The sequence below is a fragment of the Photobacterium aquae genome (genome assembly GCF_001029445.1).
GTDB lineage: Bacteria > Pseudomonadota > Gammaproteobacteria > Enterobacterales > Vibrionaceae > Photobacterium > Photobacterium aquae.
Window position 1 is genome coordinate 217,664 of sequence record NZ_LDOT01000006.1, and the last position, 13,511, is coordinate 231,174.

Here is a 13,511-nt window from a genome sequence, read left to right on the forward strand (position 1 = left end):
GCATTTTAGAGGGCGGTGCTTACCAGAACAAGTAGGCAAAGATTGATAGGGCACCAATACAAGCAATGTTAAGGTATATACCTGCTCGCATCATCTCTGATTGTTTGATATGACCAGAACCAAATACGATGGCATTAGGCGGTGTCGCGACTGGCAACATGAAGGCACACGAGGCCGATACTGCGATTAATGCCGACAGGACGACAGGTGATACCCCGAGCGCTTCGGCAACGGTTGCAAATACAGGCACAAGCAAGGCGGCACTCGCGGTATTGCTGGCAAATTCCGTAAGGAAAACAACAAAACCAGCTATAACGAGGATAGTGAAAAATAGCCCTGCCTGATCGAGGAATGCACTAAGGCTGTGTGCCAAGAAGATGCTAGTACCCGTTGCCTTGAGGATGTTACTCAGACAGATGCCACCGCCAAACAGTAGCAGTACGCCCCAGTCAGTCGACTTCTCAATATCTTTCCACTTAACAACCCGTGATGCACCAAGAAGAACAATAGCGCCTAGTGCAACCAAGGTGTCAAATTTACTAAAACCGCCAAGGAACGCATTGATGGGCTTGCTGAAAACCCAGAAGGTAACAGTTAAAAGGAAGATGGCCAAAGTAATAAGCTTGCCGTTGCTCCAGGCGACTGGCTGGTGATCAAGCTCAAAAGTATGGTTTAGGTTCGGTTTGATCAAAAAGTACAAGATGGCTATGGTGATTGGCAGCAAGATAATGGAAATAGGCAAACCGAAGGCCATCCATTCTGAGAAACTCAAGCCTACCTCTGCTGCAGCAATGGCGTTGGGTGGGCTGCCCACGACCGTCGCGATACCGCCAATACTGGCGCAATAAGCGATCCCCAGCAAAACGAAGACATAAGTGCTACGCTCGCTCTTGGCGTTAACTTTGTTGAGAATCCCCAAGACAAGCGGCAGCATCATTGCCGTGGTTGCGGTATTTGAGATCCACATTGATAGCGCAGCCGTGACACCAAATAGCATAAAAACAGCCACTGACATTTTGCCTTTGGCCACTAGTAGCACCTTGTCGGCAATGGCTTTGTCTAGCTCTTGTTTGTGAAGCGCCGCGGCAAGCGCAAAGCCCCCTAAAAAGAGAAATATAATGGGGTTGGCAAAGTTGCTAAGGGCTTGTGGTGTTTTGAAAATACCAAAGCCAATAGCCAGCAGCGGTACAAGAATGGCTGTAATACTGACGTGCAAGGCTTCAGTTAGCCATAGTACGGCGATAAAAGTCAGAATACTGATACCTACAACGATGTCATGTTCGAAAGGCAATGTATTGAGCATAACGACAAACAATGCGATATCGGCCAGTAGGATGAGGCTGTTTCGGTCAAACAGCCAGTTTCTTAGAGTCATGGCTAAGGCTGTCATAATTTTTCCTTGTGCTGATTATAGTAATAGGATGGCCAAGATTCCCTGTCACATCCGCTACGACAAATGTTACCAGTTGTTTTTGCTTTGTTAAGTTGTGGTTGGTTGATAATTAACCTAACTGTAATCGCATTGTTGTTTTTGTGAGTCTGTGACCGTGGAATGTGTAGATTTCTACCCATTAGGAGCGGCAGTTTTTTGGAGGCGGAGGCTGTCTGGTTTCGTTGAAACAAAAAAAGAGCCACTGATGTGGCTCTTCAGATTAGTGTGGCTTGGGAGACGGGGGGCCTTCGAGAGTATTGTCACTCTGTTTAATGGGCTCTGGCGGGCCAGGAAATTTTGGTTGTACGTTTAATACATACAGGTCAATTACCGCTTTGATACGCGCAAGCACTTCCCGTATATGAATTCTCAGACCGGCTAACCCCTTAGGTTCAGGAACCGCAAGACAAATAGCATCGATATTATTACGTTCGGCAATAAACAAGGCTCGCTCACAGTGGAAACGCTGCGTGATAATGACAAAATGATCGGCTTCGAAGACATTCTTAGCTCTCACCACAGAGTCCAGTGTTCTAAATCCAGCATAATCCAGAACAATGTCTTGATCTGGAATACCGGCTCTGAGCAAGTCGCGTTTCATCGTCCATGGTTCATTGTATGAACGATGGGCATTATCGCCGCTAAGCAGCAAGACATTAATTTTTTCTTTCTTGTATAACGCTTTAGCCGCATCGATTCGGTATTTGTAGTAGGGGTTGAGGGACTTGGCGATATATTTGCTGGTACCTAGGACGAGGCCGATGGAGCGAGCAGGGATTGCATCTGCGGTATCAAAGATACGCGCTTGAGTTTGGGTTGAAAACCATCTATCCAGTAGTAAAGCTGATGCAATCAGCATAATCAGCAATAACACGCTGATTCTGAGAAGGTTTAGCAGCTTCATCATTATAATTTATGTACCTTAGGAATCATACGCTCAGTTGCGGGCATTAAATAAAACAGTATAAGTATACTATCTTAATTTATTGATAAATTTATGTAAAATATTGGTCGGACTAGATAGGGGATGATAAATGGCTCGTATTGATGCGGGGAAAGCCTTTTGGTCGGACATACTGGATTTGAACCAGCGACCCCTACTCCCCCAGAGTAGTGCGCTACCAAACTGCGCTAATGTCCGCCAAAAGGCTTTATATTCATCGCCTTAACAGGCAATGAAAATCATTCTACCTAACAAGGGTGATAAAGCAAGGGATTGAATTTCAGAATTCATGCAAAGCTCTCATTTCTTGTTGTTGAATATGATTGTGTGGCGATAAAAACATCATGTTCGGTGATGTTTAAACGGTTACCTCAAGGTAGCGCGATGCCGTTTATGAGAATAGATAACGGTGTCGTTTAAATGAATACCTTGAGGTAACCCAAAGGTTTGTTAGTCTTCAATGACGATTGTGGCGCTACAATTTCCTCTGAAATTTTTCATGGGCTTCGCTTGGCCAAGCATCGTTTCGAGAGATGAATTGTTTTCAATATCCAAAGGGAGTGAGATCCTGACTTCTTGAAGATAGCGCTTTTTCAAGCATGACAATTGGATCCTGCGGACAGTATCTTGGCCTAGTTGACGTTGTAGTTCTGTTTGCATCTTCTTTACTGAGATTCGCTCTCCTGCATTGTGCTTAATATATTGACCGATTGCAGAAGCATCAACGCGTTTTACGAGATCAGCAGCAAGAAGGAAATAGCTATCATCATCAAGGGCTTGGCATGCTCCGTGCTTTTTCCATTGGTATGCGCCAAAGTCTTGTTGATACAAAAAATTCGGCATCCACGGGGCAATGGCATCAATCGTCGATGGTTTGAGTGATAGCTTATTGTTTGGGTCACAATACCCGTACTTTATTCCGCAGGAAGCACGGTTGGGCCATAAACCGTGCAAGGTGAGATGATCAATACTCAACGTGTTATTGTTCAGTGCCTTGCATTCAGGTTTATTGTTGGCCGCATTGCTGTGTTCGCAGAATCCACGTTGCCAGCTTACTGCAAGAACATAGGAGTCATGTTGGTTTGCGACATCGCATTGTTTATTGTTGTGGTTTGTTGTTTTAGTGGAGACGTTAGCTGGAGGGCTAGAGATCGAGCCTAATTGGCCGCAAGAACGATTAACCCAACGAAGTGGCGGGGTAGCGTCATTGAATTTAAGCTGTACCCAGTCACCATCGGGTTTATTAAGTAGATATGCCTGATAGCGTGTACCTGTTTGGGTATGGATATTATTTGGGTTGCTCTGTTTGCGAAACGACTGATAGGCAGGGCAGGCCTGTGTCGCTTGGAAGTGGGTATCGATTTTTACCGAGGCTAAGCCTGTTGAGGGTAGAGCTAAGCCACTGATAAGTATACAAGCTGCGTATCGAGCCTGTGTTGAGCTAAGCCTTGTCCACGAGAACACCGAAAGTAAAGGATGCATAGATTGCCGTCTGTTGGGTGAGTAATGGTGAGACTCAAATTATGTCCGACTATTGCCAAATAGAAAAGTGTGAACCAAACTTAAAAAACAAGCTGATAGTTTTAAAAATGCGTCAGTTTTTGTCAGTATGGTTTGACGGTAGACCTTTCCCTAAACTGAATTGTTGTGAATTTTATTAGATTTGTGTTCACAAGGGTTCAAACTAGAGGTATTATCTGCCTATCTACCATTTTGGTCGCACTAGATCGATCCTGTTTAGTGTCTTATCCTTTCACGATAATGTTCAGGTGACATTTTTTGCGAATTACTACACATCTGTTGATGTAACTATTCATTGTATATTTCGATTATCATGCTCGGAGTACTTCCACAATTTCATGTCGATAAAATCGATTTAATTGCTCCCAACGTGATTTCGATTTTAGAGGTATAATTCATGGATAATTTTGCGGCTGCCGAAAAGGCGCTTGCGGCGATGCTGAAAGGTGTTGAACAAAAGAATGGTTCAGTATCTGTTGATACTAAAACCGGTGTTGTGAAGGAAGAGCGAGTTGATTATCGCCAAGTCCTAATTGATTTCGCAGACGAAGTACCAGGTCGTCAAAAAGCGGTAATCAAGCGTATGCCAATTCAGAAAATCAATAATTTGATTGCTGTTCTTCATGAATTTAAAGAAGAAGCGCGTCAGGTACGAATGACTGAAATTCTGGCTCTTATGGAAAAAGACGGCGTTCATCCAGAAGAGTTATTTGCCGAACAGGACGAAGCCTTATAATACCTGTTTCATACTGTTGGTCTTTCAGCAGTATTGCGATTTAATTCGCAAATAATAACGACCCAGTAAATGAGTAGAAATATAGCGTCTAGCTAGGGTGTTCTTCGCCTAAATTATACCTGAGCATTATGACTCGGTGTCGATATTTGTGATTGCCTCTTTGCGCACCAAGAGATTGGTGCGCAACCTTCGTTATTCCATCCTTGTATTCTGTATATCCAGTAGCGGTCTGCACTGCCTACAAATCAATGGCTTAATGTCCTCTTACACATCGGCATGGACGAGCTTGCTGATGGAGTTTGGGTATAATGCTGAATATGAAAAATGTTTGGTAAATTCAGTCAGTGGTATATCTAGTGATTTAAAGATATACGTTATTACATCATGATCGAGGACTTTATCTAAAAGGCATACTTTCTCCTTGCTTTGAAACTAGTATCTTGATTTAGTTTAGGTATATTCAGAATTGGTAATGCACAGAGACAACTGTGCTGATGAATACCTAAGATGGACTACGGTGGAATTAATCGAGTGGAAACCCTGATTCAAGCAAAACAGTTAAGTAAGTCTTATGGCAAGTTTCATGCGCTGAACGATGTGAATTTCGTATTAGAGCCAGGGCAGATACTAGGCTTACTGGGCCATAATGGTGCCGGGAAATCTTCGTTGATTAATGCGATTCTTGGTGTACATGATATTAAAGGCGAGTTGGTTGTACTGGGTTGTGAGCCGAGGAAAGATAGGGTCGAGATTGTTCGGCACCTTGCGTATCTTTCTGATGCGGCAATATTGCCCGGATGGATGAAGGTAAGCCAGCTTATTGATTATGTTGCAGGTCTTCATCCTGGATTTAAGCGTAACAAGGTTGAGGAATACCTAAAAGAGACGGATATCGGCGTTAAAATGCAGGTGGCTCGTTTGTCGAAAGGCATGAAGCTCCAGTTACACCTCGCTTTGATTATGGCAACTGATGTCAAAGTGCTGATTTTAGATGAGCCGACGTTGGGGTTAGACCTTATGTATCGGGAACGCTTCTATCAGAATGTTGTTAAATGGTTTCATGCCGGAAAACGCTCGGTGGTTATTGCAAGTCATGATGTGGATGATATTTCGCATTTGCTGACGCACGTTTTAATGCTGAAACGAGGTAGGGTGATAGAAACCGGAGAGTTGCCGGCAGTCGTCTCTCGTTATGCGAAAGTGAGTTGTCCGCGTGAAAAGCGTAGCCAATTATTGGCGGCAGAGCCATTGCACATTAAAGAAGGAATCGAGACATTACAGGGTATTTTTAGGTTAGAGGACAAAGAGCAGCTGGCTCAGATCGGCAGTGTAAGCTCAGTATCCTTGGTTGAATTGTTTGTTGCGTTACAGCAGGAGCAAGAATGAAACAGCTCTTCCCATTAATAAAAAAAGAACTGCTTGAGTATTCGATTGTCTGGAAGTTGCCGCTTTTTCTTGCGTTGCTCTCTGTGGTCAATTTTGTTTTTGTTGTTTACGGCAATAACTTTTCGATGTCTTGGGAGACCTCAGGCGATAGCACTATAAGCTTATCAGCGACGACGGGGATGTTTGCCGGGTTTATCGGAAAACTTAACGAGGTTGTCGCCGGCATTATATATTTTGTGTTGTTTTTGATTTATACCCCCAAAACGCTGCAAAAGGAGAAGCAAGAGGGCAGTCTGTTTTTCTGGCGTTCGATGCCCGTTGCAGATTCAATGATGCTGGGCGCCAAGTTAGTTTTTATTCTTGTGCTTGTTCCGCTGATCACATCACTGTTCTTGCTGTTTGCCGATGCCATTGTCTTGATTCTTGCAACCTGGTGGCTGCCTACGGATATGATGGCTACATATCATATTACGTTGACGGGGTTGATGCTGCACTGGGTTGAATTTATTGGCCGCATGGCGATGGTTAGCGTATCGCTACTTCCGTTTGCCTGTGGTTTGTTTGCATTGTCACAGTTGACGAGGCATCCCATTTTAGTGGTATGCGTCGTTGTAGTGGTGTTGAAAATTGTATTCTACCAAGTGAGTGGCTCGGGTGAATGGGGGCAGTATTTGTCTGATATTTACTGGCAGCCTTTTCAGGTCCTGACGGGGGAACATCCTGTGGCATCGTATCTTGCCAACGGCATAATGACTAATATATTGATGCTGTTCGCCGGGGCTGTATTATTTGCGGGGAGTTGTTACCTGCGCGGTACTGATGATGCTCTGAGAATGGGTTAGTCAGCTTGAAGCAATTGTGAATAAGCAATTGAGAAAAAGGAGAGCACAGGCTCTCCTTTTTAGTCAGTGAGTATAAACGCACTTCAAGCAGTTGCAATGTTCTGCAGATATTCAACTTCGCGTTTGTATTTACGAACATTGCGCGACAGGGTGCCTTTAGGGACATCAAATCGCTTCTCGGCTTCGTAGCTTGAGATACCGTCAAAGACAACTGCTGCAACTGCGACACGTTGATTCTCTGACTTGAAGATTCGCTGGGCGATAATTTGGTATTGTGAACGGTTCATGGTTGTACTCGCTAGGCAAAATGGTGTTAGCCAATCAAAATAAAAGCATTTGTTATTTGTTATCCTTCGAGATTACCATTCGAACCCTAACAGAACCTTAATCGAGCAAGCGTAATCCTGTTGGTAGCGCGTCACCAAATACTCGCTTAGTTTCACTTTCCGTCAAGATCTTCACCGTCGACACCATCTCTATCCAACTTTCCGGTACTTTGCTTGCTTTTAGCTTCTCAATTACAGCATTTCGGCTATTTTCATCCACATCCAAGGTGCGGTCACCGGTCATTCTGCACATCATTACCGCCGCAAAAGCGATATTGGGATCATCGCGCCAGTCAAACTCCATGAGCTCAGGTAAACAGTATGCAATATGTTGAGGTGTAAGCAAATTATGTGCGCTGCCATAGAAAGGGCTGCGTGTTGCGATACGGCCGATAGCCCACCAGTGTGCTTGGGCAAACTGAGGTTTTTGCAGTCGTCCGAAGATCCATTCAATCAGCTGGAGCTTTTTGTCGAAAGGCAAATGTTCCAATGATGCCGCCAGACGAACCATATCCTCATAGCTGCGCTCTTGCATCTCTTTGGCCAGTTTGCCATTGCGGGTAGCCGCTGGATTGATGTACTTGGCGATGTCTTTGTAGATCACCAGTTGTTGCTCTTGGGTTAGCCCACCTGCGACTCTTCGCCAGAACGTCCACCAGTCGCTCCATGTCTGGGTTTGGTTATCAAACTGGATACCATGCTGATACAGTGACCATACCTGTTCCATGCGCCATTCATCGGCAGGGTAGCCAAAGCCTGGTCGCATTGTAAAACCAGCCAGTTTTAACCAGTTGCGTTCATGGATATCTGAGCGACGACGACGTTTACGGCTGTCGATCAGTGAGTCAGCAAGAGCACGCAGACAAGGTGTATCCCAGTTATCACGCTTACCGAGCATTTTATCCAAACGGCTACGAAGGGTTTTGATTGTCTTGTCATCGACGTTCTTCGTACTGCCGCCATATGCTTGTTTGATGAGATCAATTGCATCATCAATACGATCAGGCAGGGCTGACTGAGCAAGGGTGCTGCCGTCACGGTTAATTTTGGCAAGATCCTTGCGGATGGCAAACTCTACTTTCCAACGCTTGGTTTCGTCTAGGGTACTAACGCACTCTAGTTGTAGGGTGCCGACTTCGGTCAACTGGCAGGCGAGGGTGACTTCTTCGCGATCCTTTTGGTTGGCCGCAAGTTCGGCACGATCGCGTTCACTGTCCAGTGTGGCGATAAATGGTGGCAGTGAAATGAAACTTTCATGATCAATAGTATGGATCTCACCAGCCTGGGTATGGGCATCATCGGTGGATGAAACAAGGTTAAAACGTACCGGTTCGCCGAGGGTTAGCGCAAATTTGCGGTTTTTGAGCCGGATCTCGGTGCCTTCATCCAATCCCTTGGGCAGGATACACAAACCTTGTTTGGATTTTTTCTTGTCTTCAAGCACAAGGAAGAACGAACGTGCCGAGCCACCACCAATTTTGAGCTGAGCACCATGACGTGCTTTGGCATAAGCGACGGCGCCATAGGCGACGGCAAGATCGGGGTGAGGGTTGCACAACTGGGTGACGTTGTCACCTCTCCATGCGCTAAAGGTGCTCAGAACCCGCTCTGCCAACAATGGGCTGTTGAATACGCCACCGTTTAACAATACGGCGACAGGGATGGCAGGCTGTCCGTCTTCAATTACGACTCCGCCTTCGGCAAGAGAGTGACGACAAACGTTATCATGCAAGGCGATGAATTGGGCTAGGTGTTTGCTAATTGCGGGATCCGCAGCGTAAGGTAGCCCGAATTCAACCACGGCGGCTTGGCGCTGGCTTGGCTGATCATCGAATGCGGTAAGTGGGAAAAAGCCATCAAGAGCAATTTGGTGGACTTCATCTTTTGTGATATCGATGCTCTTACTGCCGCCGATAAGACGCGAACCACTGCCTAACATGGTTACTTTGGCTGTATCTGGCGCGTTGCCCGATAGGAGCGATTCTTTCACTTTCCGAGTCTGCTGGATCAGTTTGGATAGTCCAGATGCACTGAGTTTTTTAGCACCGCCATGAAGTCGCTGTTCAGCAAGGTGGGCAATGGCAAGGTCGATATTGTCACCACCTAGCATGAGGTGGTCGCCGACCCCGATACGGTCTAGGGTCAGGTTGCCGTCTTTGCTACCAACTTGGATTAGGCTAAGGTCGGTCGTACCGCCGCCGACATCGCACACCATAAGAAGGGGGATATCCTGCAGTAGGGTATCAGCTTGATGCTTGTTGCTGGCATACCAGTCATAGCAGACGGCTTGTGGCTCTTCGAGCAAGACAATATTGGGCAGTCCGGCTAGTGCGGCTGCTTCCAAGGTGAGCGCCCGGGCGGCTTCGTCAAAAGATGCTGGAACGGTAACCACGACATCTTGTTCGGATAATTTGTCACTTGGGTGATGGTAGTCCCACGCTTGTCGGACATGATTCAGATAGCTTGCGCTGGCAACGACAGGCGACACTTTGGTGACGCCTTGAGTCGACGACCAAGGAAGAATGGCTTCGCTTCGGTCGACGCCGGTATGTGACAGCCAGCTCTTGGCACTGACAATCTGCCGGCCTTCTACCTTGGCTCCTAGCTCACGGGCCAACTCGCCGATCACTGCGTGGCGAATATCACCGGCCACGGGTTGGTGATCCCACGGGAGTACCATTTGGCTTGGATCGATTTCACCTTCAGCCGGATGGTAGCGGAAAGAGGGGAGTAGGGGCTTACGGGCGACTTCGCCGGGGGCAATTAACTGGTCGATGTCAAAGATCTGGATCGGGCTTGATTCAAGATTGTCTGAGATAGGGGCATAGGCAACAACCGTATGGGTTGTTCCTAGGTCAATGCCGACAAGATAACGCGGGGAAGACATTCATTACTCCAAGAGTAAGTTACATTATTGAACGTTCGATTATATACGCAAGCCGGTGTCAATTGCTTGTTTTAGGTATAAATATTGGTTATTCGCGAACAATAACATGACATGGGAAGGATAAAGAAACGGCACCCGAAGGTGCCGTTATGTGCTTATTTTTCGCGGACTTCAAATTCCACTTGCCATTTCTGGTCGTTGTCAGTGGCGATGGCCTCTAGGCATAGCGTGCCTAGCTCGGTGACGCGAGACGCCAAACGAACCGGAACAACCTGTCCTGCAGTGCGGCCTTCAGAGACAGGCAGGGTAACCTGAATCGCTGGCAATTCTTCAAGCTCTTCTGGCTGCCACCAGTCAAGGTGCGTACCAGCTGGATCTTCGCGGCGAACCGTCGAACCGAAGAATTTGAACTGTACCGGCTGGCCGATAACAAGACCGAATTCGCGGCTTGGAACATCTGCTTGTGTGCCTTCTTCCATACCGAATGGCGCAACACACAGTGCTTCAACAGGTGGCTCCATGCCCGGAATTGCCGGCATGGCGCTTTCGATGCCAACATAGTAGCTGCTTGCAATACCACCACGGATACGAACACCTTTGCCCTTGCGAACAGAACCGTAGTACGACGCACCGCTCGCAACCGCTAGGTCGAGATCTAAGCCTTGTAGGCGTTTTGCTTCTGGGCTATTGGCGTTTGTTAGCCAGCTGTTAATGATAGACAGCAGGCGATCTGCCAGTAGATCAGATTTCAGCACACCACCGTTGAACAGAATCGCGGTAGGGCGGATGAAGCCTTCGTGAAGCTGCTCGTATTTTTCGAATAGCTCGTCAACGGCAGATGACTGGCGGCTAAGGAAACCAGCAACATGACGTGATACTGCGGCATCTTGTGCGTAAGGCAGACCCATCTGGGTCAGTGCGCCGCGCTGCATTTCTACAGGGTGTTCTTCAATGCTGTTGCGAGGGAAGAAACCTTCAACCAGTGTCTGCTGAACTTCTTCTTGGGTCAGTTCAGTTTGCAGCGTACCGCCAAGTAGCTTGGAGCCGCGGCTTGGTACGACGATTGGCACAGCTTTAACGTCTGCATCGCTTAGCAGGGCTTCTTTGGCATCGCGGCAGGCATGGGTAATAGCCTGAATCTGCCAAGGTTGCAGCTGCTTGCCTTCTTGCGCCAGCTTCATTTTCAGGCGGTAGGCAAGGGCAAGATCCATGTTGTCGCCGCCCAGCAGGATATGATCGCCGACGGCAACGCGGTTAAGCATCAGGTTGCCATCTTCTTCGGTCACGGCAACTAGCGAAAGGTCGGTGGTACCACCGCCGATATCGACGACCAAAATCACATCGCCGACAGACACTTGGTCACGCCAGTTGTCTTCGTTGTTTTTCAGCCAGCTGTATACGGCTGCCTGTGGCTCTTCTAGCAGGGTCATGTGCTTGAAGCCCACTTCGCGCGCAGCTTCCGCTGTTAGTTCGCGGGCGGCTGGGTCAAATGATGCCGGTACCGTGATGGTGACATCTTGATCAAACAGCGGTGTGTCAGGGTGGTTGAAGTTCCAAGCATCGGCAAGGTGTGCCAAGTAGTTGCGGGTTGCTTCAAGCGGTGACACCTTGATGACTTCTTCCGGGCTGTTGAGTGGCATGAATGCGTCACGGCGGTTGATACCACCGTGGCATAGCCAGCTTTTCGCACTCGCAATCAGGCGGATAGGTGTTTTGCTACCAAGGTTGCGTGCCATTGCACCGACAATCGCGGTTGGCTGGGTATTCCAAGGCAGGGCTGTATCGCCCTCAGCAAGCTCAGATTCATGAGGCTGGTACTGGAATGATGGTAGCTGGTTTTTATCTTCGACGTTACCCGGTGTTGTTAGCTGGGCAATCGGCATAACATTGACAGACGCATTCTCGTCTTGCAGGTCAACGTATGATAGTACGCAGTGTGTAGTACCTAGGTCGATACCTACACTGTAACGGTGTTCTTGTGTTTCTTGCATTACAGTTCTACCTCAGCGGCGGCAACGATGTGTGCGTCATGGCCTTCAGCCAGTTTAGGCAGTTTGACGTCAGTAACCTTCCAACCGCGGTGGATGAGTGTTCCGGTAAATGGTGCTTCGCCAACAACGTGACCCGTCAGGCGAACTTCAGATGCGTTGAAGCCTTTCGGTAGAGTGATACGTGTTTCTTCCTCTTCATCACGTACAGGTGCAAAGCTGAAGTATTCGTTCAGTACTTTCTGGCCGCCTTCATGGATAACTCGGGCCGCTGCACCGATTTCTGCATCGGCAAAACCTTTCAGATCTTCCTGCATAAAATCAATAAAGCGTGCTTCTTGCTGAAGCAGAGACAGAAGCTGAAGTGCCGAATCAGGCGTTGTCGTTTTGAGCTTAGGCTCTACTTCAACGATCTTTTCGACAATTTTCTCAACTTCAACAACTTTTTCGACTTCGACAATCTTCTCGACAGGCTTTTCAACCTCGACAATTTTCTCGACTTCTTTTTCTACTTCGACAATTTTCTCAATTTCGACCGGCTTGCCCTTTTTGGCAATATAAAGGATGACCATGACAACCAGCAGGCCAGCGAGCCATGCGTGGCCCATGTCAATTGTTGTAGGCATTGCCGATAAGTCGACAGTCAAATTTGAAAAATCAAAAGCCATATTTTGTGTTCTCTCTACCGATGAGATTTCATTCATAAATTGGGTCGAATAGTATCATAAACAAGCTTGTTTACACCTTACAGGCCAGAAATTTTGGTCATTTTAAAGGATTTAGTGAAGGGGGCGTTTAAAATACCATCACCAAAACCTGACATTGTGCTGTCATATTGCCCTCATCTGCATGTTATTCTGATAAATCCATTCTAACTAGATAGTTATATTTCCTATCTGCGGTTTGTCTCTACCTTATCGATTGTGTGTTGTGATCTGTTCATCTTGCAGAATAAACGACCAGCTTAGGTATATCGCCTTAATTATAGGCAGAGCGGCAAAGATTGCCTTAAGGGTAGTTAAGTATTGCTTTGATTTCGCTAAGGTTGTCTATGATCCACCGCTTATTTATCGCGCCCCAGTCAATAATTTCATAACGCCCGGTTCGGTTTCGGGCTCCTTCGGTCTGTTGGAATTCGCAGATAATACCAAGGTCGGCCAGACTTTTAATGGTGTCTTGGGCTGTTCGCCGTGGCATGCCTGTGACGTTGATGATATCGGGAACAGTTGCCACACCTTGGTCAATAAGATGGGCGATGTAGAGTCGTCGGTAGAAGCTGCTTTGGGTTTTGTTCGTTGTCATTCCGTTATTCCGCTATTCCGTCTTTCATCAAATGCCAGTGCTGCGCTATTACAGCTTGCTAAGGTCGTTAGATCCTATACCCAAGGTACATTAAGTTGGATATTGCCGCGAGTCATTCCATTGCCTGGGTAAAAGCAATTTTGACGCA

General features: G+C 47.0%; 11 protein-coding genes and 1 tRNA gene. 3 read left to right on the top strand and 9 right to left on the bottom strand.

Translation table 11 applies throughout. The features are described 5' to 3' along the window. Nucleotides 1-19 precede the first annotated feature (19 nt). The 4 genes from ABT56_RS06445 to ABT56_RS06460 all read right to left on the bottom strand — a co-directional run bounded on the left by ABT56_RS06445 (nucleotide 20) and on the right by ABT56_RS06460 (nucleotide 3,857). On the bottom strand, nucleotides 20-1,390 hold the full coding sequence (locus ABT56_RS06445; protein ID WP_047878032.1) for an SLC13 family permease: 1,371 nt from the start codon (nucleotides 1,388-1,390) through the stop codon (nucleotides 20-22). 262 nt (nucleotides 1,391-1,652) lie between these two features. Continuing rightward, nucleotides 1,653-2,336: a SanA/YdcF family protein gene (locus ABT56_RS06450; RefSeq protein ID WP_047878167.1), complete on the bottom strand. Its 684-nt coding sequence runs from the start codon at nucleotides 2,334-2,336 to the stop codon at nucleotides 1,653-1,655. 160 nt (nucleotides 2,337-2,496) lie between these two features. Further along, a tRNA-Pro gene (locus tag ABT56_RS06455) sits at nucleotides 2,497-2,573 on the bottom strand. Between the two features lie 252 nt (nucleotides 2,574-2,825). Next, nucleotides 2,826-3,857: a ribonuclease T2 family protein gene (locus ABT56_RS06460; RefSeq protein ID WP_053062395.1), complete on the bottom strand. Its 1,032-nt coding sequence runs from the start codon at nucleotides 3,855-3,857 to the stop codon at nucleotides 2,826-2,828. A 436-nt stretch (nucleotides 3,858-4,293) separates the two neighbouring features. Here ABT56_RS06460 and ABT56_RS06465 point away from each other — a divergent pair, with 436 nt between their 5' ends. The 3 genes from ABT56_RS06465 to ABT56_RS06475 all read left to right on the top strand — a co-directional run bounded on the left by ABT56_RS06465 (nucleotide 4,294) and on the right by ABT56_RS06475 (nucleotide 6,860). Next, entirely contained in the window at nucleotides 4,294-4,632 is a 339-nt protein-coding gene (locus ABT56_RS06465; protein WP_047878033.1) for a hypothetical protein, read from the top strand. 531 nt (nucleotides 4,633-5,163) lie between these two features. Beyond that, nucleotides 5,164-6,018: an ABC transporter ATP-binding protein gene (locus ABT56_RS06470; RefSeq protein WP_053062403.1), complete on the top strand. Its 855-nt coding sequence runs from the start codon at nucleotides 5,164-5,166 to the stop codon at nucleotides 6,016-6,018. Continuing rightward, a complete protein-coding gene (locus ABT56_RS06475; RefSeq protein ID WP_047878035.1) occupies nucleotides 6,015-6,860 on the top strand; it encodes a hypothetical protein in 846 nt (281 codons plus the stop codon). Before ABT56_RS06470 ends, ABT56_RS06475 begins: the two co-directional genes overlap by 4 nt. Nucleotides 6,861-6,943: 83 nt before the next feature. Here the strand turns inward: ABT56_RS06475 and ABT56_RS06480 are convergent, their stop codons facing one another. From ABT56_RS06480 to ABT56_RS06500, 5 genes are all read right to left on the bottom strand, one after another. Further along, nucleotides 6,944-7,147 (bottom strand): hypothetical protein, encoded by a 204-nt coding sequence (locus tag ABT56_RS06480; RefSeq protein WP_047878036.1) that lies wholly within the window; start codon nucleotides 7,145-7,147, stop codon nucleotides 6,944-6,946. Nucleotides 7,148-7,244: 97 nt separating this feature from the next. After that, nucleotides 7,245-10,073 carry an Hsp70 family protein gene (locus tag ABT56_RS06485; protein WP_047878037.1) on the bottom strand — a complete coding sequence of 943 codons (2,829 nt, stop codon included), beginning with the start codon at nucleotides 10,071-10,073 and terminating at the stop codon, nucleotides 7,245-7,247. Nucleotides 10,074-10,228: 155 nt separating this feature from the next. Beyond that, nucleotides 10,229-12,064, bottom strand: a complete 1,836-nt coding sequence (locus tag ABT56_RS06490; RefSeq protein WP_047878038.1) for an Hsp70 family protein — start codon at nucleotides 12,062-12,064, stop codon at nucleotides 10,229-10,231. Next, on the bottom strand, nucleotides 12,064-12,708 hold the full coding sequence (locus tag ABT56_RS06495) for a DUF2760 domain-containing protein (RefSeq protein WP_157037792.1): 645 nt from the start codon (nucleotides 12,706-12,708) through the stop codon (nucleotides 12,064-12,066). Before ABT56_RS06495 ends, ABT56_RS06490 begins: the two co-directional genes overlap by 1 nt. Nucleotides 12,709-13,069: 361 nt before the next feature. Next, nucleotides 13,070-13,363, bottom strand: coding sequence for a winged helix-turn-helix domain-containing protein (locus ABT56_RS06500; protein WP_047878040.1), 294 nt, complete (start codon nucleotides 13,361-13,363; stop codon nucleotides 13,070-13,072). Nucleotides 13,364-13,511 lie beyond the last annotated feature (148 nt).